Annotated in this window: 20 protein-coding genes; 2 read left to right on the top strand and 18 right to left on the bottom strand. The window is 57.2% G+C overall.

Features of this window, described 5'->3' with window-relative positions:
- The first annotated feature begins 31 nt into the window (after positions 1–31).
- A complete protein-coding gene (locus ACQK2Q_RS02555; protein WP_425408190.1) occupies positions 32–1,201 on the top strand; it encodes a CaiB/BaiF CoA transferase family protein in 1,170 nt (389 codons plus the stop codon).
- A gap of 103 nt (positions 1,202–1,304) precedes the next feature.
- Here the strand turns inward: ACQK2Q_RS02555 and ACQK2Q_RS02550 are convergent, their stop codons facing one another.
- The 14 genes from ACQK2Q_RS02550 to ACQK2Q_RS02485 form a co-directional block, all read right to left on the bottom strand.
- Positions 1,305–2,555, bottom strand: coding sequence for an NAD(P)/FAD-dependent oxidoreductase (locus ACQK2Q_RS02550; protein ID WP_425408189.1), 1,251 nt, complete (start codon positions 2,553–2,555; stop codon positions 1,305–1,307).
- Between the two features lie 57 nt (positions 2,556–2,612).
- Complete coding sequence (locus ACQK2Q_RS02545; protein ID WP_425408188.1) at positions 2,613–3,437, bottom strand: alpha/beta fold hydrolase; 825 nt, start codon at positions 3,435–3,437, stop codon at positions 2,613–2,615.
- Positions 3,438–3,441: 4 nt separating this feature from the next.
- Positions 3,442–3,660 (bottom strand): tautomerase family protein, encoded by a 219-nt coding sequence (locus ACQK2Q_RS02540; protein WP_425408187.1) that lies wholly within the window; start codon positions 3,658–3,660, stop codon positions 3,442–3,444.
- A gap of 5 nt (positions 3,661–3,665) precedes the next feature.
- Positions 3,666–4,436, bottom strand: a complete 771-nt coding sequence (locus ACQK2Q_RS02535; RefSeq protein WP_425408186.1) for a 2-keto-4-pentenoate hydratase — start codon at positions 4,434–4,436, stop codon at positions 3,666–3,668.
- Positions 4,437–5,480, bottom strand: coding sequence for a 4-hydroxy-2-oxovalerate aldolase (gene dmpG, locus ACQK2Q_RS02530; protein WP_425411108.1), 1,044 nt, complete (start codon positions 5,478–5,480; stop codon positions 4,437–4,439).
- Between the two features lie 5 nt (positions 5,481–5,485).
- Positions 5,486–6,427: an acetaldehyde dehydrogenase (acetylating) gene (locus ACQK2Q_RS02525; protein ID WP_425408185.1), complete on the bottom strand. Its 942-nt coding sequence runs from the start codon at positions 6,425–6,427 to the stop codon at positions 5,486–5,488.
- A gap of 17 nt (positions 6,428–6,444) precedes the next feature.
- Entirely contained in the window at positions 6,445–7,227 is a 783-nt protein-coding gene (locus ACQK2Q_RS02520; protein WP_425408184.1) for a 2-keto-4-pentenoate hydratase, read from the bottom strand.
- A 13-nt stretch (positions 7,228–7,240) separates the two neighbouring features.
- Entirely contained in the window at positions 7,241–8,728 is a 1,488-nt protein-coding gene (locus ACQK2Q_RS02515) for a 2-hydroxymuconic semialdehyde dehydrogenase (RefSeq protein WP_425408183.1), read from the bottom strand.
- Entirely contained in the window at positions 8,703–9,170 is a 468-nt protein-coding gene (locus tag ACQK2Q_RS02510; RefSeq protein WP_425408182.1) for a GlcG/HbpS family heme-binding protein, read from the bottom strand. Before ACQK2Q_RS02510 ends, ACQK2Q_RS02515 begins: the two co-directional genes overlap by 26 nt.
- A gap of 63 nt (positions 9,171–9,233) precedes the next feature.
- Entirely contained in the window at positions 9,234–10,901 is a 1,668-nt protein-coding gene (locus ACQK2Q_RS02505; RefSeq protein WP_425408181.1) for a class I adenylate-forming enzyme family protein, read from the bottom strand.
- A gap of 36 nt (positions 10,902–10,937) precedes the next feature.
- Positions 10,938–11,330, bottom strand: a complete 393-nt coding sequence (locus ACQK2Q_RS02500) for a Zn-ribbon domain-containing OB-fold protein (RefSeq protein WP_425408180.1) — start codon at positions 11,328–11,330, stop codon at positions 10,938–10,940.
- Positions 11,331–11,333: 3 nt separating this feature from the next.
- The gene (locus ACQK2Q_RS02495) at positions 11,334–12,518 is read right to left on the bottom strand and encodes a thiolase family protein (RefSeq protein ID WP_425408179.1); all 1,185 of its coding nucleotides are present in this window, start codon (positions 12,516–12,518) and stop codon (positions 11,334–11,336) included.
- 26 nt (positions 12,519–12,544) lie between these two features.
- On the bottom strand, positions 12,545–13,033 hold the full coding sequence (locus ACQK2Q_RS02490; RefSeq protein WP_425411107.1) for an aromatic-ring-hydroxylating dioxygenase subunit beta: 489 nt from the start codon (positions 13,031–13,033) through the stop codon (positions 12,545–12,547).
- A 52-nt stretch (positions 13,034–13,085) separates the two neighbouring features.
- On the bottom strand, positions 13,086–14,381 hold the full coding sequence (locus tag ACQK2Q_RS02485; RefSeq protein ID WP_425408178.1) for an aromatic ring-hydroxylating oxygenase subunit alpha: 1,296 nt from the start codon (positions 14,379–14,381) through the stop codon (positions 13,086–13,088).
- A gap of 178 nt (positions 14,382–14,559) precedes the next feature.
- Here ACQK2Q_RS02485 and ACQK2Q_RS02480 point away from each other — a divergent pair, with 178 nt between their 5' ends.
- Positions 14,560–16,191 (top strand): AMP-binding protein, encoded by a 1,632-nt coding sequence (locus ACQK2Q_RS02480; protein WP_425408177.1) that lies wholly within the window; start codon positions 14,560–14,562, stop codon positions 16,189–16,191.
- Positions 16,192–16,203: 12 nt separating this feature from the next.
- Here the strand turns inward: ACQK2Q_RS02480 and ACQK2Q_RS02475 are convergent, their stop codons facing one another.
- The 4 genes from ACQK2Q_RS02475 to ACQK2Q_RS02460 form a co-directional block, all read right to left on the bottom strand.
- Complete coding sequence (locus ACQK2Q_RS02475; protein ID WP_425408176.1) at positions 16,204–16,515, bottom strand: 2Fe-2S iron-sulfur cluster-binding protein; 312 nt, start codon at positions 16,513–16,515, stop codon at positions 16,204–16,206.
- An 86-nt stretch (positions 16,516–16,601) separates the two neighbouring features.
- Positions 16,602–16,961 (bottom strand): bifunctional 3-phenylpropionate/cinnamic acid dioxygenase ferredoxin subunit, encoded by a 360-nt coding sequence (locus ACQK2Q_RS02470; RefSeq protein WP_425408175.1) that lies wholly within the window; start codon positions 16,959–16,961, stop codon positions 16,602–16,604.
- Positions 16,962–17,046: 85 nt separating this feature from the next.
- On the bottom strand, positions 17,047–17,964 hold the full coding sequence (locus ACQK2Q_RS02465) for a catechol 2,3-dioxygenase (RefSeq protein WP_425408174.1): 918 nt from the start codon (positions 17,962–17,964) through the stop codon (positions 17,047–17,049).
- Between the two features lie 120 nt (positions 17,965–18,084).
- Positions 18,085–20,433 (bottom strand): TonB-dependent receptor, encoded by a 2,349-nt coding sequence (locus ACQK2Q_RS02460; RefSeq protein ID WP_425408173.1) that lies wholly within the window; start codon positions 20,431–20,433, stop codon positions 18,085–18,087.
- Positions 20,434–20,745 lie beyond the last annotated feature (312 nt).

The following is a 20,745-nucleotide window of genomic DNA, read 5'->3' as shown; positions in this document are numbered from 1 at the left end:
GTAACGGCCTGATTGATGAGAGGGATTTCCCGTGGATGATGAAACTTTCGCATCCGGGCCTTTGAAAGGCGTCCGAATAATTGAGATTGCAAGTCTTGCGCCCGGGCCTTTCTGCGCAATGATGCTCGCCGATATGGGCGCCGAAGTCATTCGGATCGACCGCACGCAGGAAAATGACGAATCCCCACCACTGGACTACGACAAGAATATATTGAACCGGAACCGGCGTTCTATTGCGCTTGATCTCAAAAATCCGGCGGCCGTCGATGTCATCCTCGATTTGTGCCAGCAGGCCGACGGGCTGATTGAAGGGTTCCGTCCCGGGGTAATGGAGCGGCTCGGCCTTGGGCCGGCGCAATGTTTAGCCGCGAATGAAGCGCTCGTTTATGGCCGGATAACCGGCTGGGGACAGGATGGGCCGCTCGCTCAAACAGCCGGGCACGATATCAATTACATTGCGCTGACGGGCGCCTTGCACGCGACAGGGCCTGCGGAACGACCCTTTCCTCCGTTAAATCTGGTCGGCGATTTTGCAGGCGGGGGCATGCTGCTCGCCTTCGGCCTCGTCTGTGCGCTCTTTGAAGCGAATCACTCTGGAAAAGGACAGGTCGTCGATGCGGCTATGATCGACGGTACAGCAATGAACATGGCGCTCACATATTCGTTGTTTAACGCCGGCCTGTGGCGCGATCAGCGTGAGGCCAATCTCGTTGACGGCGGCGCTCCATTTTATCGTGTTTACAAGACAAACGACGACAAATTCATTTGTGTTGGCGCTATCGAACCGAAATTTTATTCTAACTTCATCGGCGTTCTCGGACTTACTGATGATCCCTTGTTCGCGTCACAGCATAACCCCGCCAAATGGCCAAAGATGATCGAACGTTTAGACGCGATTTTTGCTGCCAGAACACGTGCGGATTGGGTACGCGCGTTTGACGGCGCCGAGGCTTGTGTTATGGCTGTGCACACACTCGCCGAAGCGCCCGATGCGCCGCACAATGCGCATCGCGGCACGTTTGCGCACACCAAATTTGGTGTTCAGCCTTCGCCGGCGCCGCGGTTTTCGCGAACGCCGGGCGCGATCCATCACGAACCACGCATTCTCGGCGCTGACACGCGTTCTGCTCTGTCGGATTGGGGCGTTCCAGATGAAGAAATCGAGAAGCTGATAGAAACAGGCGCGGCTGTCCAATCGTAGCGAAGCGCACCATTTAACGTTTTTAAGCTTTAACGATTATTCTCTATACAAACTGTAATCGGCGATTATGGCGGCGCCTTTTCCTATTAATCGGCCTCTTTGGTTACCCTTTTCTAGCGGCCGGTTTGAATAGGGGCGCGCCTGGGTCTGCGATGGTTTCGTGGTCGCACGCGCCGCCGGCGGCGACGAGGCGCCGGCCTTGCGCATAGTCGCGGGTGGCGTTGACGCAGTCGAGGGCAATGACATGTCCGTCTTTCAGATAGACCACAGAGAAGGAACGGCTGTCCGGATCGCCGCGCAGGACCGCCCTGTCATGGCCGTTCGAAAGCCCGGCGGTCTGCAGTTTGAGGTCGTACTGATCGGACCAGAACCAGGGAACGGCGTCGTAGGGTTTCGCAGCCCCTGCGATCGACGCAGCGGCCACAGCCGCCTGATCATGCGCGTTCTGCACCGATTCAAGGCGGATGACCGCGCCGCCGGCGTAGCGGTTCGCGTGCGCGGCGCAATCGCCGGCGGCGTAGATGTCCGGCAGGCTGGTGCGGCAAAATTGATCGACCTTCACGCCGCCGAGCGCCTCTTCGGCGCCCGCCGCGATCAGCGGCTCGACCTCCGGGGCGATGCCGATCCCGACGATCACAAGGTCCGCCGGCAGGTCGGCGCCGCCGGCAAGGCGCACCCCCGCAGGGCGGCCGCCCTTCTCAATGATCGCTTCGATTTTTGCGCCGAGCCGGATGTCGACGCCCCGCCTGCGATGCTCCTTCTCGTAAAAAGCCGACAGCGCCGGTCCCGCCACCCGCGCCAGCAGCCGCTCCTGGGCTTCGAGGACGACGACGCGTTTGCCCATGCCGACCAGCACCGACGCCGCTTCAAGACCGATATACCCGCCGCCGATGATGACAATGTTCCCGGCGCTGTCGAGCCCGGCGCGGATAGCATCCACATCCGCACGCGTACGGATGACATGGATCCCGGCAAAGTCGCCGCCCGGCGCCGGCAGCCGCCGCGGCGTGCCGCCCGCCGCCCAGATCATCTTGCCGTAAGTAATCCTCTCGCCATCCTCGCAGCGCGCTTCATGTGCCGCAGGATCGACCGAGACGATCTTGCGCCCGGGAAGCAGATCGATATTCAGCTCGGCCCATGCTTCCTTCGGGCGCATCATCATGCGCTCGAAAGGCTCCTCGTCAGCCAGATAGGCCTTGGATAGGGGCGGACGCTCATAGGGAGGATCAGCCTCCGCCCCCGCCAGCGCGACCGCGCCGGCATATCCAAGCTTGCGCAGCATCAACGCAGCCTGCGCCCCGGCATGGCCGGCGCCCGCTATCAGTACGTCGATGTTGATTGTTGTGTCAGTCACGATATCCGGATTCCATCAGCTAGTGGAGGAAGAGACGCACGATCAGTCAATCCGTCGTCACTCCCGCGCAAGGAAGTCAGAGACCAGGAGATTGAACCGGTCCTTGTGCTCGATCTGGGTCCAATGGCCGCATTTGCCGAACAGATGAACTTCGGACGTCCTGATGAGATCGAACAGCCGCAGGCTGTTGCTCATGGGCAGAACACGGTCTTCACGCCCGTGCAGGATTAGCGTTGGGCAGGCGATCTTCGCAATTTCTTTTTCCGGCGTTGAAAGCGCGGTGATGTGCTGTTGGCGCGGCGCCGGGAACATGGCGCTGAAGGCCTCGTGAAAGCCCGGCTGGATGCTCGCCCGGTAGCGCATTTCGGCAAGCTCGTCTGAGACGAGCGAGTTGTCATAGGCGAAGATGTCAAGCATCGCACGCATCGCCTCTACCGACGGTTCATAACCCCACACTTTGTCGAGCGCTTCGGTCAGCTCGAATTCAAGGCCGGCCGCTCCCATCAACACCATGCGCCGGACGCGGTCCGGATGATGAACCGCCATGGAGAGCGCGAGCGCGCCGCCGAAAGAGTTGCCGATAATATCAAATTCCTGAAGGCCGAGGGCGTCGGCAAGATCCATCAGATGCCCGCGCCAACGCTCAAGATTGTAAACGCCGTCCGCCGGCCGCTCTGTGTAGCCGAAGCCCAGCATGTCCGGCGCAATTGCACGCACGCGCTCCGACAGCACCGGCAGGTTGAGCCGCCAGTTCGCCCAGGCCGTCACGCCAGGCCCCGAGCCGTGAATCAGGATCACTGGGCGCCCCTCGCCCAGATCATGATAGTTGGTCTTAACGCCGCCAGCGTCGATGGACTTGCCGATTTCGGGATTGTGACTCATTTTTCTATCCTTTTGCATCGCCGCTTGCTAGTTTTGCGCGTTCTTCCGCTTTCGAAACGCCCGCGGCGGCAAAGTGTTCGGGCGGCACTTCCCTGATAATGACGCGCACGGACTGGATCGGCGCATCAATCGCGCGCACAGCCGCATCGGTCAGCTCACGGATTAATGCCGCTTTCTTTTCCGCCGTGCGTCCTTCCAGCATGGTGACTTCAATAATCGGCACAGACCTTACGCCTCCACATTGATCGAGCCGCCGCCGAGATTTTGCACCTCAAGGCTGATCGTCTCTCCGACGCTGGCGGGATGCGCCGCCGTCGCCCCTCCGGCCATGACGATATGGCCGGGCTCCAGCGCCTCGCCCCATTCCGCGCTCATACGTGCGGCCGCCACAAGAGAGCGCAATGGGTGGCCGAGGATAGCCGCAGACGAACCGATCTCTTTCGGCCGTCCGTTCACGGACAGCACCATGCCGAGATTGGAGACGTCGATTTCCGGCGATCGCCAGGCGCCGATCACGAGCCCCGACGAAGAAGTATTGTCGGCGACAACGTCCGGCAGTGCGAACTTGAAGTTCTCGTAACGGCTGTCGATCACCTCCATCGCCGGCGCGACCGCCTCAACCGCCGCCATCGCCTCCAACGCGGACACCTTGCCCGATAGCCGTTTCTTCAGGAGGAAGACGATTTCCGGCTCAAGCCGCGGATGCACGAAAGCGGATTTTTTCAGGACGCCGCCCTCCTCCAGCAGCATCGCGTCGGTCAACCGTCCCCAGGCCGCTTCCTCGACGCCGACCTGGATCATCTTCGCGCGGCTGGTCAGACCCATCTTGACGCCGATGCGCTTCTCGCCGCGCGCGATCCGCCGCGCCACCGACAGGGCCTGGATCGCATAAGCGTCCGACACCGACAGGTCTGGATGGTCTTTGGTCAATTGCGGGATCGCGCGCGCCGCGCGCTGCGCCTCGTCGACAATCACGGCCAGTTCCTCAAGACCGGCCATCTACGCCGCTCCCGCCTGCTCGCGCTCTTTCAGGATATCAAGCGCGACATCGACGATCATGTCCTCCTGGCCGCCGACCATGCCGCGACGCCCCAGCTCGACAAGGATGTCGCGCACGTCGACGCCGTATTCTTCCGCCGCTTTTTCCGAATGACGCAGGAAGCTCGAATAAACGCCCGCATAACCGAGCATCAGGGTCTCCCGGTCGACCCGCACCGGACGGTCCTGCAATGGGCGCACCAGATCTTCGGCCGCATCCATCAGCTTGAAGACGTCGCAACCGGTGTTCCAGCCCTTGCGTTCAGCCGCCGCAACAAAGACTTCCAGCGGCGCATTGCCCGCGCCCGCGCCCATGCCCGCCAGCGAGGCGTCAACCCGCCGGGCGCCCTTCTGCACCGCGACGATTGAGTTGGCGACGCCGAGCGAGAGATTATGGTGGGCGTGCACGCCCCGCTCGGTTTCATCTTTCAGCACCTGATTGTAGGCGTCGAACCGCGCCGCGTATCCATCCATGTCGAGCGCGCCGCCGGAATCAGTCACATAAACGCATTGCGCGCCGTAGCTTTCCATTAAAAGCGCCTGATCGGCGAGCTTTTCCGGCTCGACCATATGGCTCATCATCAAAAAGCCGATGGTGTCCATGCCAAGATCACGCGCCGCGCCGATATGCTGGCGGGCGACGTCGGCCTCCGTGCAATGGGTCGCCACCCGCACCGAACGCACGCCAAGCTCATAGGCCCGCTTCAGATCGGTGATCGTGCAGATGCCCGGTAGGATCAGCGTCGTCACCACGGCACGGTCGACTGCGTCGGCGACAGCCTCGATCCATTCCCAGTCCGTATGAGCGCCGAACCCGTAATTGAAGCTCGACCCGCGAATCCCGTCGCCATGGGCGATCTCGATCGCATCTACCCCGGCCTCGTCCAGCGCCTTTGCAATTTTTGCCACATGATCGATGCCGTAAAGGTGGCGGATCGCATGCATGCCGTCGCGCAGGGTTACATCCTGCACATAGATTTTTTCCTTCGTCGGATCCTTGATCAGCCCGCTCACGCCGCCGCCTCCGCCAGATGCTTCACCATGCGCTCGCCGATTGTCAGGCCCGCCGAGGTCATGATGTCCAGATTGCCCGCATAAGCCGGCAGGTAATGGGCCGCCCCCTCCACTTCCAGGAACACCGTCACCTTAACGCCTTCATATTCGCCAAGTTCCGGGATCTTCAGCTTACGGTTGCCGCCGAAACGCTCGAATTGCACTTTTTGCTTGAGACGATAACCCGGCACATATTCCTGGACCGCGGCGACCATATCTTCGACCGACTTCTCGATCTCCGCTTCCTTGCCGCCCACTGAAAAGGCGTAAACCGTGTCGCGCATGATCAGGGGCGGCTCGGCCGGATTGAGAATGATGATCGCCTTGCCGTGCTCGGCGCCGCCCAGCACCTCAACGCCCTTCGCCGTCGTCTCGGTGAACTCATCGATATTCGCCCGCGTGCCTGGTCCTGCCGACTTCGAAGACACAGACGCTACAATCTCCGCATAGGGAACGCTTTGCGACACCCGCCGCACCGCATGCACAATCGGGATCGTCGCCTGACCGCCGCACGTCACCATATTGACATTCTGTTTGTCGAGATGCTCCCCGGCGTTCACGACGGGAATGCAGTATGGGCCGATCGCCGCCGGCGTGAGATCCACCATCCGCTTGCCGTCGCGCTTGCAAAGTTCGTTATGGTATTCATGCGCCTTCGCCGACGTCGCGTCGAACACAACCTCGATGTCCTTCCACACCGGCATCTTGACGAGGCCGTCCATGCCCTCATGGGTCGCCGCAACGCCCAGCTTCCTCGCCCGCGCCAGTCCGTCCGAATCCGGATCGATGCCGACCATCGCCCCCATCTCCAGGACATCCGACGCCCGCATCACCTTGATCATCAGATCGGCGCCGATATTGCCGGACCCGACAATCGCACATTTCACTTTACCTGCCATTCAACTCGCCCTTCCTGTCAGTCCGTAAAAAACGCCGTCACCGAACCAAGCCCGTTGATCCGCGCTGTCACCGCATCGCCTGCTTCCACACCGGCCATAGGCCCCAAGGCTCCAGTCAGCACAATATCGCCGTTGACAAGCGGCCGGCCCTCACGCGCCATCACCTTTGCCAGCCACAGACACGCTGTCACCGGACTGCCCAGGCACGCCACGCCCGCCCCGACCGAAACCGGCTCGCCCCGCCGCTCCATCACCATCCCGCACAGCCGCAAATTGATCTCGGAAAGACGCCGCGGCGCATCACCCAGCACAAACACCCCGCTCGAGGCGTTGTCCGCAATGGTGTCGTGAATGCGAATGTCCCAGTCCTTCACCCGACTGCCGACAACCTCAATCGCTGCGACCGCATAATCCACCGACGCCAAAATATCCGCCGATGTCAGCGTATCGGCATTCAGATCATCGCCCATGATGAAGGCAATTTCGGCCTCAACTTTCGGCTGCATTACCGCAGACACTGAAATCTCCGACCCAAGCGGCATGTCCATGTCGTCAAACAGCATCCCGTAATCGGGCTGTTCAACGCCAAGCTGGGCTTGCACCGCCTTCGCCGTCAGTCCTGTCTTACGCCCGACAAGCCGGCGCCCCGCCTCAAGGCGACGCGCCGTGTTGATCTCCTGAACCTGGTAGGCCTCGCCGATCTCAAGCTCGCCGATCAAATCGCGCACCGGCGCGCATGGCTCCTTGGACTCAGCTGCGCGCCAAAGCCGATCCGCCGCAGTCCGTATGCTGTCCGTCATGCCACCCGCCCGTTCACAATTTCACGCAGATATTTTCAAGCTCAGTGTAGAATTCAAGCGAATGCACGCCGCCCTCGCGACCAACCCCGGAGGCCTTGGCGCCGCCGAATGCTGTCCGCAAATCCCGCAGGAACCAGCTGTTCAACCAGCAAACGCCCACCTCTAGCCGGCGCGCAACACGATGCGCTCTCGAGAGATTATCGGTCCAGACCGACGCCGCAAGGCCATAATATGTGTTATTCGCCCGCGCGATAACTTCCTCTTCATCATCGAATGGCGCCAACGCACAACACGGTCCGAATATTTCTTCTCGCATCACACGAGACTCATCAGTCAGACCCGTCCAGATCGTCGGCTCGACAAAAAAACCGTTTTTCGTCGCACAGCCGAGCGCAAGGCGACCGCCGCCGGTCAGCACTTGCGCCCCTTCCTGTTCCGCCAATTCGTAGTAAGATAACACTTTGTCCAGATGCTCGGCGCTGATCAGCGGTCCGAGGCTCACCCCCTCTTCAATAGGGCCGCCGACTTTGAGAGCTTCCGCGCCCGTCTTAAGGCGCGCAGCGAACTCGTCGAAAACAGGTCGTTCGACATAAACACGCTCCGTACCAAGACAAACCTGACCGCAATTGGCGAAGACCGAGCGCATGGTCCCTTCGATCGCCCTGTCGAGATTAGCATCCGCAAACACAATCGCCGAGTTCTTGCCGCCAAGCTCCAGCGATACCGGACGCACGCCTGTTCCCGCAGCTTTCATAATCGCCTCGCCGGTGCGCGTCTCTCCGGTGAAGGTAATGCCGTCGACGCCGGGATGAGACGTCAGGAATTCGCCCGCCGATCCCGGTCCGTAGCCGTGAACGACATTATAGACGCCCTTTGGCACGCCCACCTTGTTCATCACCTCGCCGAGCAGCGTCGCCGTCGCGGGCGTTTCCTCCGACGGTTTGACAACAACCGTATTGCCGCAAGCCAGCGCCGGCCCGACCTTCCACGTCATCAGCAAAAGCGGAAAATTCCACGGACAAATGACTGCAATCACGCCACGCGGCTTGCGTACGGAATAATTGATCGCGCCCGCGCCGTCGGGCGTCGCTGTCTCAAACGCTTCCCCCGAAATCGTCCGGATCGTGTCAGCGAACATTTTGAAATTCGCCGCGCCGCGCGGAATATCGATATGCGAAGCAAGTGACTTCGGCTTGCCGGTGTCGATGATTTCCGCTTCCAGAAAGTCGTCAAACCGCGCGTTAATTTCATCCGCAACCGAAATGACCAGATCCGTACGGTCCGCAATGCTCAACGCGCCCCATGCGCCGTTTAACGCAGACCGCGCCGCCGACACCGCGGCGTTCACTTCCGCTTCGCCGCCCTCATGCGCCGCGGCGTAAATTTCGCCGGTCGCCGGAGCCACAACCGGAAACGTCTTCCCGGACGCGCTTGGCCCATAGGCCCCGTCTATAAAATGCAAAAATTCCTGACGCTCAGTCATCAGCCAGGCCTCGTTCATTTCCGAATGCCTGCGATTCGCCGGCCAAAAGCGCTTCGATCGCCGCAATGCCGGCTCTTGCGCATTCAATATCCTGATCTTCAGAACCGCCCGAAACCCCGATCGCGCCGATCACTTCATCCGCAAACATGATCGGAACGCCGCCCCCGAAAAGCGCCGCGCCCGGAAGCGACCGCAAGCCCTCAAGAACGGCCGCATTGTCCTTTACCATCCCATAGAGCGCGCCCGTTTCCATCCGGAATCCCGCCGCCGTCTCCGCTTTGTTCACCGCTATTTCCGTCGACCGGACGAACGCGCCCCCGGAACGAAGAAACGCCGTCAGCCGCGCCGATCCGTCAACCACCGCCGCCGCAAGCGGCGCGCCAATCCGCAACCCATGTGACACAGCCGCCTCAACGCAGACATGCGCAGCGCGAAAATCAATATCGCAACGCGTTTTCATGATCCCGTTACGCGCTGTCATAACAACCAACCAGAGTTTCCATACTGAATAACATTTGTTCGATCACCCGGCGCCTTCACTGCAGTCCCAGGGTAGACCGCCTTCATCGCTCGTAACAAAAGCCTGCACTTCTTTTTTGCGCACCTTGAAGTTCGTAGTCCGGGGAAAATCATCTTCCACAAAGACAAAATGCTTCGGAGTTGACGGTCGGTTCAGCTTGTCGCGACAAAATTCGATCAAGTCGCCGCCAGTAAGGTTTTCATGACCCTCATTTTTGCGGACGACAGCGACCACCGCTTCTCCCCATTCTGGATGAGGAACGCCGACCACACAAATGTCTGCGAGGCCCGGATGCTTGACAAGGATAGCCTCAACGGCGGCGGGATAGATATTGACCCCGCCTGAAACAATCATGAATTTTTGGCGGTCAAGGAGGTAAACATAACCATCCTCATCGAGACAGCCGACATCATTAGTGCGCAACCATCCGTCGCGCAGGACCTCTTCGGTCTGTTCCGGAAGGTTCAAATAATGCGCCATAATCGTCGGTCCGCGCAGCCAGATCTCGCCGGGCTCGCCAGTCTCGACGGGCTCGCCGTCTTCGTCACGGATTGAAATCTCAAAATGCGAAGCGACCCGGCCGACTGACGTCAATAGTTCGGGTTTATCCGTCAATGCGCGGCGGTGATCCTCCGGCGACAAAAACGTCACGCCGCCCCATGTTGTCTCTGTTAGCGCATAAACATTGATCATGTCTTTGGCGAATGTTTCGTGCACCCGTTTGATTAGCGTGGGCGCCGCCGGCGAAGATCCGTAAATGATGAGGCGCACCGAAGAGAGATCAAATGGCGTTTTCCGGTTATCCTCAAGCGCCCAGGTCAACATCGTGGGCGCGAGCAGAAACGCTGTCACTTTCTGGTCTTTGACGATATCGAAGAAAGTCGAACGATCGTAATCGCCATCTGCAATGATATGAGTCATGCCGTTGCCGAGACCAAGAAACGCGAGTACGACCGCGACCCAGGCGTTTCCAGTCGGCAAGAAAAAGCGGTCGTCGCGCACGAAACCGAACTCCGCCAACGCATGAAGAATTGTCGACGTAACTGCCCCGTGCGTTAACACAGCCCCTTTCGGCGAACCCGTCGTACCCGACGTATAACTGTACATTATCGGGTCATGGCCCGAAAGAGATGGCAACTCCGGAGCGACGTCGACCTCACCGAGAACAGCTTCAAGATCTACATCGAAATCGTGTTCGCCGCCGAACCCGACAGTCAGGATATTCAGAGATTTCAAGTCATCCCGAACATTTTTCAATATTTCGCCGCATGACGCATGCACGAAGAGACATTTCATACCGGAATCGACCAAGACGTGCCGCAGTTCCGCGTCAGCAAATCGACGATTTACGCCAACGCGTATGGCGCCGACCTTCATACAAGCAAAGAAATGCACGTACACTTCAATACATTCCGGCGCCACGATCCCGACGGCGTCGCCGACCGAAATCCCCTTCGCCAAGAGAGCGGCACCGAGCCGATCGGAGTTCGCATGCATTTCACCCCAGCTCGCAGACCGAACGCCACAGACATAAGCGACTTTATTTGGATTGTTTAACCCAGTGCGCCTCACGAGATCTCGCGGCAGACTTTCCAGATCGCTACGATACGCACGCACGTTCTCCGCAAATCGGCTTCCGCCTGGCGGATTGCTTACCACATGTTGTTTCACCAGTTCCTCCCGAGTCTATTGCGACCCTTTTTCTTTTCATATTAACGAGAACCGAACGAACCCATCGTCGGCCCCGGAGAACACGACCGCATCGCCGACTTTTGGTGGCGGCCCGCCTTCCCCATCGAATACCGCCGCCAACCGGGGGCCTTCATCTAACTCCACAAGAAGCACCGTGTAGGGAGCCGGCAATTTCGAATTGAACGGCGCGTGAAAAACAGAATAGGAATGGATTCGCCCGCGCCCGGATACCGGACGCAATTCAACCTGCTTGCCGCATAACGGACAAATGCGCGCGGCATAATCGGTCGCGCCGCATCCAGCAGCGCAGGACAAACAGGACAATTCGCCGGCTTCCGCCCGCCGCAGAATTTCGCTTACGACAGGGTTGACGTCTTCGATCGGATTATCGTTTAGTCGACTTCCCATTGATTAAATATCCCTATGCGGACTGACAGCCATGGCGGAATGATACTCCATTCGCCCGCCGAATCCCGTCACGAGACCAAGATTTGTTGAGGGCGCTTGGCGCTCGCCGCCGCACCTGCGGGTCTGCACAATCGCCTCATGGACCGGCGTCATGCCCTGAAGGTAATAGGATGACAGATGGCCGCCGCCTGTATTTGCCGGCAATGCGCCTCCCGGCCGTGTTGCGCCGCCCGCAATGAAGTCCGCGCCCTCGCCAGGTTTGCAGAAGCCATATCCTTCAAGCGCAAGTATCGTCGTGATGCTGAAAGGATTATAAAATTCGCAAAAGTCGCAAGCTCCTGGAGTGGTACCAAGCCCTCCGAACAGATTGCGACCGGCAATCTCGGCTCCAGTTTGAATTTCAGGCTCGTCGCCCGAGAAATTTCGGGCGCCGGAATGGCCCTGCCCAAAACCATGCACGTATACAGGCGGATTTGGCCTGTCTGCAGCGCTATCTGCGCTTGAAACAATAACAGCGACAGCGCCATTTACCGGATATGCGCAATCGAACAAACGTAAAGGCTCCACTATCCAGCGCGAGGCGAAGTATTCATCCTTATCGAGCGGTTTGCGTAAAAACGCCTTGGGATTGAGCGCCGCCCATTCCCGATCCGCCGCCGCCGCCTCGAAAAGCGCGTTGCTGTCGGCCCCATACACATGAAAGTAACGCTGCGCCGACAGCGCAAAGCCCCCTGTGGCGCCAATCAACCCATGGCGCTCATCCCAGCCGTCAAGCCCAATCAAATTCATGGAGATCGAATAGGCGCCCCCCCCTCCGGTCGCTCCTACTGGAGCATCAGCGAAGACGCATAGAACTTTTTCTACCATTCCAGCGTCAATCGCCAGCGCGGCATACTGGATCATCTGTATGGCGGAACTGCCTTCGGCCTCGATCGACGCCAACAGCGAAAGGTCGCCAAGACCGATATCCCGTTTCAGGTGCAGCGGCAGCGCACTACTGGGTTCGATCGGGCTCCTGTTCAGCAACAAGCCGTCAATCTCAGCGATATTGAGACTAGCGTCTGAGACTGCGCCAAGACAAGCTTCAACCGCATGCGCGCGCGCCGTCCTATCCGGTTTCCGCGAAAACGTACTTTCACCGAGCCCAATGACAGCCGCTGTCGCAGAACGTTTCCTGACCACATTCATGTTTAATCATTGAACCTTTCGCGTGCTCATATGATAAAAGACAATCCGCGGACGGAACCTTCTGAATTCAGTAAAAAGATATGTTTGCTGAACATCTTCAGTTCGCCATCTTTCCGTCTGAGCTTGTACTCAACACGCGCAGGCCAGACTTCGAGTTCTTTTGCCGCCTGCCGGCGGAACTCATAGAGAACGACATTTGACCCGATGGCATACTCGTCAGCTCCAGTTTTTTCTATCTCGATATTTGAAATCGAGCGGCGCATGCGCGACGGGGGCAATTGCGCATGACGCACGCCAGTGTTCAATTGACGGATGCGCGTAGCCAGGCGCGTGCGATTGTCGTTTAATATGGAAACCTGATCAGAATCCGGCTCCTGAGACTCCTGCAGGGGAACCCAATAGTGCATATCGTCATCGACAAGCGCCTCCCATTCCGAATAGCGCGACTCATCGGCCAGCCGCGCCTCCTTGAATAGAAAAGCTTCAACTTCAAGTCGATCTTCAACGGAAATCATATCCACGCCACGTTTCTTGCAATTTCAAATCCGATTTCTGAGTATTTTTCAGCTATGCGACAGCGCTTACGCCGGATGTCGGCGCGCCCGGATACATAACGCTTCGATAGTGACGCCAGAAACCTCGGTTTGGAGTCTCGTCGGTAAGATGGCTGGAAATCACGCCGTCATCAGCCACAACTTCCCGCTCAGCGCCGCGACTGAGATCAAGCCAGCGCCCCTTGCCTTGAAGAGCATTCTGCGCGCGCTCGGCGATGACGCAATCATCGGCGAGCAAAAAAGCAGTCGGCCCAAGAGCGCCCTCCGATTGGCGCAAAATTCGTTTGTTGACGTCATCTTCAACCCCTTCGAGATACATCGGAGTATGAACATGAAGACAAACCCCCGGCGCGACCGGCTCGAAACGTACGATATTCATTTCGCCAAGAAACAGATTTGGAAAAATGACCGCATGAGGCGGCCCATCCCTCAAAATGCGGCCGCCCTTTTCCTCGCCATACGCGGCCAGCAACGCCTTTGTGTAAGCCGGGTGGCGATCTTCCGCGCAACCGAACCATTCCAACGGTCTCTTATATGACGGCGAGAAAAACAACTCCGTGTGACCGTTACCCCAGTCTTTCGACAGTGACTTCAGGCTCTCCTCGTCGTCAAGCACCGCTTCGTCATAATTGGAGCGAATCGCTTGCGCAAATGACGGATGCACGAAGTTGACATGATAGCCGTCGGTGTCGTTCTCCGGCAGCATCTTCCAATTGCAGTTCAGCTGGTGATGAACCCATCCGCCCGAAAGTCGAATTCGTCCGACAGGCGACATTTCAACAGCCCGGTCTATCAATTCTGTCGCGCGCCCCAGATGATCCAGCAAGGGCGGTGCATTCTCATTGAATGACGCGAAAACAAAGCCTTGGTAACTATCAACAAGCGGAAGCCGCTCCAGCCCATGACAGGAAAAATCCCCTTTGAATCCTCCGGGGTACGGGACATCGACAAGAGCGCCTTTGGTGTCATACGCCCAGCCGTGATACTGACATACGAGCGCTTTCCTGTTACCTTTTTCTTCCTGGCAGATAATGTTGCCGCGATGCGCGCAACGATTCACGATGACGGAAATTTCGCCATCACGCGACCGGATGGCGAACACCGGCTCCCGGCCGACATTACGTCTGACAAAATCGCCGGCGTTCGGAATTTCAGAATCGTGACAGACAAATACCCAACCCATCCGAAAAATCTTGTTTAATTCGTCTTCAAAAACTTTCTCATTCGTATAGAGCGATGAGTGAACCCGTGCGTCGGTTATCAATTTGTCATACCGCGGGAATTTTGAATTATCTGTTTGTTTCATCATGCTTTTCGCTTCCTGATTCAGCGTCGGAAAACTGGTTGGCTCGATCCGAGGGTGTCAAATCTTTAACTGAGCGCTTGATTAATTTAGAATAGATGACAGACTATTGTCAATAAGCTTTTGTTCGTTGAACCATCTTTCAACAGGACGCTTGAGAAACTTAACGCAGGAAATCCGGACAATGATCGATCGAGACAAAGGGGCCAAATTTCCGGCCGCCGCCAATTTCGCCGCCCTAACCCCGATCAGCTTTCTGACCCGAACGGCGGCAGTCTACGCCGACCTGCCGGCCGTAGTTTACGGCGCCCAACGGCGCACATGGGCCGAGACCTCCGCCCGGTGCCTGCAACTGGCGAGCGCGTTGCGCGACGCCGGATTGAACCGTAAGGAAACAGTCTCAATCATCGCCGACAATATCCCCGCGTCAATTGAAGCATGTTTCGGCATTCCAATGGCGGGCGGGGTCATTAACGCTATTAACACCCGCCTCGACGCCGAAGCCATAGCATTCATTCTCAATCACGCCGAAACAAAAATATTCCTTGTCGACAGACGCTACCGCACTCTTGCCGCTGAAGCGATAGACCGGGCCGGGCGTGAAATGCTCGTCATTGACATTGATGATCCAACATTTGGCGAGCCGCAGTCCTACGCCAGTCAGACCTATGAGGACTTTCTGAAATCAGGCTCCGATGAAACGCTTACACCGTTTGAACTGGATGAACGCGATCCGATTGCGCTCAACTACACTTCGGGCACGACCGGCGATCCAAAGGGTGTGGTGTTGCATCATCGCGGCGCATATTTGAATTCGATAGGCAACGCCCTGTCATGGCAGATGCCGCATTTTCCGGTTTACTTGTGGTCCTTGCCGCTATTTCACTGCAATGGCTGGTGTTTCCCTTGGACAATCGCGCTGCAAGGCGGCGTCAATGTGTGCGTGCGCGGCGTGGAAGCGGAGATGCTTCTTCGCTTGGTCAAGGAGCATCAGGTTACGCATTTGTGCGGCGCCCCTATCGTTGTCCGAATGCTTGTCGATGCAGCAGCTGCGACTGAGGAATCGAGCGAGAAGCTCAGCGTCGCCGTGATGACCGCGGGCGCGGCGCCGCCTGCAGCTTTGCTTAAAAAGGCGCAGGAAATCGGATTCGACATCACCCACACCTATGGCCTTACGGAGGTTTATGGCCCCTGCGCCGTTAGCGCCTGGCGACCGGAATGGAATAATCTGCCGATTGACCAGCAAGCGGAAATGAAGGCCCGTCAAGGAGTCGGCTATCCGGTGGTCGAAGAAATGGTTGTGATGAATCCGGAAACCATGCAGCCGGCGCCGCGGGACGGAGAAACGCTCGGCGAAGTGATGTTCCGCGGAAACCTGGTCATGTCGGAGTACTTCAAAAACCCTAAAGCCACCGACAAGGCGCTGGCAGGCGGGTATTTTCACAGCGGCGATCTCGCGGTCTGCCATCCCGATGGCTATCTTGAAATTCGGGACCGGTCCAAAGATATTATCATCTCCGGCGGCGAGAATATTTCAAGCATCGAAGTTGAAGGCGTGCTGTACAATCATCCCGCCGTTTCGGCCGCCGCCGTCGTCGCTGCGCCCCATAAAAAATGGGGCGAAACCCCATACGCATTTATCGAAACCGCGCCCGGTAAAGAGGCGACTGAAGAGGAAATCATTGCCTTCTGCCGGGAACGGCTCGCCCATTTCAAATGCCCCACCCGCGTGAGTTTTCAGGAGTTGCCAAAAACATCGACGGGCAAAATTCAAAAGTTTGAGTTGCGCGCCCTCGCCCAAAGCGACGCGGTCTGAGCTCGAAAATATCTAAAGTCGCTCGCGATAGAATTTTCGCATGCGCCCGACAACCGCAATCTCCAGATCCTCTTCGGCAATAGTCTTGCACGCCAAGGCAAAACCGTCCTCTATTTCTTTGGGCGAGATCACGTCGCGATTCACCTTTCCAACACGATAGCATCCAGATAAAATTCTTATCTTGCATACACCGCAGCCGCCGCCATGACACCCCGACGGGATTTTCTTCAACCCGTGTCGCCCCATCGCCGCGAGAACGGTCTCATCCGGTTCGCAAGTCGAAATACATCCCGCTTCCGGAATAGATATTCGAAAGGCGCCCACGTCAGATCACAGGCTTGCGACCGAACCCGCGGGCCCGCGGGTTCGGACTTCGTTGCCTCGCGTCAAAGCAACATTCTGAATATACACTAACGTTGGGCGGCAATGTTTTCATCGTCCGGTTGCGTTATTCGACCGGAAGAGACGTCGACGAGCACATCTCCACCTTCTATTTTGACGTCATAAATTTTGACCGGTTTCGTCGCGGGTAGCTTGTCCGGCCAACCGGTCCGCAAGTCGAACGCCGATCCGTGCAAGACGCATTCGAGATGGCAGTTTTCGAGAAACCCCTCCGACAAACTCCAATTGCCGTGCGAACACTTGTCTCCGATCGCAAAAAATTCTCCGTCAGAGAGACAGACTGCGATCCCCTCCTCCTCACCGTCGGGCACGAAACGGATGACTTCACCTTCGGAAAGCTCAGTGCTATTGCAAACTCTCACATACATAGAAATGCCTACTTCATCCTGCGTTCAGGTTCGGAGCCATAATGCGGCCACGGCGGACGGCCGCCACATAACGGATAATTCTGCTCTACGTGTAAACGCCGACAAAACTCTCGACGACTTCCTGTTCATAGTAAAAAAGACCCTTGCCAAATTTATCCGTCGTCCAAACACGCGTTGGATTGTCGGGATAGAAATGATAGCCGCCCGAAAATGTTTCATTCCGATTGCCGGAAGGGTCAAAGAAGTAGATGGTTTGCCCCCGCGTAATACCGTGCCTGGTCGGCCCGATATCTATCTTGATATTGCGCCGCGCCATCAAGTCGGCCGCGTGGCCGATGTCGGCCCAGGACTCCAACAGGAATGACGCATGATGGAGCTTTCCCTTCACCGGCGCTTTCAGGAACGCAACGTCATGGGCCTTGTTTGAGCATGATAGAAATATAGCGATATTCTCGCCGGCCGGATCAACAACGCGTTCAGTAACGCTAAAGCCGAGACATTCGATCAGAATTTCTGCGGCGGCCTCGATTTCGTCACCAAGCAGAGCGCAATGATCAAACCTGATAATACGCATGCCTTTGGGCTCGTCGCGCCATAGTTCTGGATTGTCTGTCATAGGCCCATTGTCGGAGAGCGCCATGGTGGCGTAAAAATCAAACAGATGACCTGTCGGCATATGCACACGCAGCCGTTCGCCAACGCCCGGCTGCTCTTCAGGCTCGACCGTCTCATGCGCAACGCCTCGCTCATCGAGGTTTCGTCTGAGCTCCTCTACGGCTTCCTGTGACGCCATTTTAAAACCCATCACGTCAACCCCGACATTGTCCGCCTCACGAAGCACAACGCTGTGACGATCGAATTCATCATAAGCCTTGAAATAAACCCGCCCGTCATCCCGAGAAACGAAATCGAGGCCCATGTTGTCACGGTAGTGAACAATCGCTTCGTCAATATCGAGCACGCGAAGCTGTATAAAGCCGGGCCTTAAGACTGGTGAAAGCATTTCGTACCCTCCTTTGTTCGACACGCGCTCTCCAACGTCGGATCACTCACTCGACGAACTCCTGCGCCATGATGAGGCGGCGCATCTGAATGTGCGCCGCCTGTACAACTGGGCCTTGGCCTAGTAGCTGAACTGCAACGTCAATCCGTAGGTGCGCGGCGGTGCAAAGGTGCCAAATGCAATCCGGTTGCCTCGCTGCGTGAAGACGTGAGTGCGATAGACCTCATCGGTGAAGTTCCTGACCCAGGCCTGAACCATCCACTTGTCATTGTCCGAATTCCAAGCGAGCCACGCATCGCCAACCGTGTGCTCGGGAATGACGTCAAGCGGATTATTGTCCACATTCGTGAACGACACGCTCTGATATTTGACGTTGACATTCGCTGTCAGGCTGCCGTGGCCGTCTGCAAATTCATGGATATATTGAACATGACCACCGCCAGAATGTCTTGGCGCCTGACGCAGCATGTTGCCCGTAAAGTCGCCGCTTCCCGAAATATCGGGCGTGCCGAAAAAGTTCTCAAACGTGGCGTCAAGGTAGGAGTAGAAACCTCCGACCTCAATATTATCGGTTAACAACGCAGTGAACTCGCCTTCGAAACCCATAATTTCGGCGTCGGCGGCGTTTTCGGTGATAAACTCGCCTGCACCGGATGTCGGCGGCTGGAAGAAGCGTGTAACCTGAAGGTCCTTGTAATCAACGTAAAAGCCGGAAAGGTTGACGCGAAGCCGGCTGTCAACGAAGTCTCCCTTCATCCCGATTTCGTAGTTCGTCGCCTCCTCCGGCATAAACGGTGTTGTCGCACCAGCAGCCGTTGTTGCTGTTCCGGTGAAGCCGCCGCTTTTGAAGCCAGTGGCGACCGTGCCGTAGATTAGCACATCATCAACGACTTCGTAATCGATCGCGGCCTTCCATGAGAAATTATCCCAGTCGTCCTCACCCATTGCCGGCGGGAATGCGGACAGCACAAGTTGCAAGCTAGGCGACTGGGGAATTTCGTTGAAAGCGATAATCTCTTTTTCTTCATAGGAAAAACGCCCGCCGGCTGTCAGGCTTAGACGGTCCGACAGATCATAGGTCGCTTGCGCAAAAGCGGCAATTGCGCGCCCTTCAAATAACATCGTCGCCGCCGCATAGTTCGGGTCAAGCGATGCATCTGCAAGCGCCGTAAACAAAATACCTTCTGTTCTGTCAATTTCTTCTATGCTTCCGAACGCGCCGACCACCCATTTTAGCGGGCCGCTCGAGTTAGAAGAAAGGCGAATCTCTCCTGTGAATTGCTGTGAATCCTCCCAGACAATATCGCTGTTGTCGAATGTGAATCCTATGCTTGGATCGCCCAACAGTAGATCGTTCGGATTGCCATTAGATCCAGTCAAATCTACCACCGGCGATGGCGGTAACCCCGTGTCGTCGTGGGAGAAATAATATTCGGACTCCCGATACGCGCCCATTGCGGTCAGCGTCGAAAATGAGAAATCCTTATTGATTTCAATCATTGCGCCGAAAACATTGCGCTCGCCGCCATTATCCTCTTCGCCAAGATAGGTGCGCACCGAGTCTGCACCACCAAGCGCAATGTCAACGGCAATGGGATCCGACGCGCATCCGCAATCATGAAGCGGGCCAGCTGAGCCGACCGGTTGACGATTAATATTGCCAAGCTCTTCGTCGGCGCCGTCTAGTGACACGAGAACGCTCAAATCATCGGCGGCTTCCCATAGCGCCTGTGCGCGCCAGGCAAAAAGGTTGTTACCGCCAATTTCATCGCCCTGGCCCGGGCCGATCCAGCGGTCATAACCTTCAAATGCTCGGCGGCTGAACGACAGCTTTGTAAACAAATTGTCGGTCAACGGCACATTAACCATGGCCGCAGTATCGAACTGGTCATATTTTCCGACTGTTTGACGTACGCGCACGCGGAATTCATCGTCGGGTTTGCGGGTAATATAGTTGATGACGCCGCCGATCGAGTTTTTGCCGAACAGCGTGCCTTGAGGCCCGCGCAATACCTCAACGCGCTCCAGATCAAATATATCGACATTTGAGGCCGACCGGGCTGCAACATAGACGCCGTCAACCATAACCAGCGTTGAATCGGAAGCCCCGGCGCCGTCCTCTTTCGTTCCAACGCCACGAATGGAGATTTCCGGCTGACCTGGCTGGAAAGTATTGAAAGCAAGACCGGGCGTCACTTGGGCAAGGTCTGTCAGCGTGGTCAGCTGCCCCTGCTCCAGTGATTCGCCAGAAAATGCGGAAATGGAGATCGGAACGGACTGGGCTGTTTCTTCCCGTTTTTGCGCGGTGACGACAATGGTGTCGAGAGACCGGCGTTCGCCCGCCACCTCAGGCGCCGCAGCCTCTGTATCTTGCGCGAACGCGCCCATAGGAGCAAGAATCGCTTGCGACGCTGCCGCAAGCAGCAGACTACGCAACACATTGAAAGATTTAGGATTTACGGAATTCATTTTACCCTCCCGGCTCGCGTTTGTGTACATCGCAAATTGCTTGCGCTATTAAGCAAGCGCTTGATTGATTTTTTATCAAGCGCTTGCTTAATTGGATCGCGACGTTTTGTCAACAATGATTCGCATGGCTTACAGCGTGAGGACTCATCACTCACAGTTCTGCGCAAACAGGAAAATTGTCTTGAATAGCGTATCGCCCGTCAACAAATGGCGCTGAAATGGCCTGAAATTCGGTCGCAAAGCACGCAGTGCCTACCGAAATGCGGGCCACCGAATGAAAGCAGGTAGGGCCAAGAAGCAAAGGCGAATGAA

The organism is Hyphococcus sp. (genome assembly GCF_965228385.1).
Taxonomy (GTDB): domain Bacteria; phylum Pseudomonadota; class Alphaproteobacteria; order Caulobacterales; family Parvularculaceae; genus Hyphococcus.
This window is presented reverse-complemented; position numbering and strand designations above follow the sequence as displayed.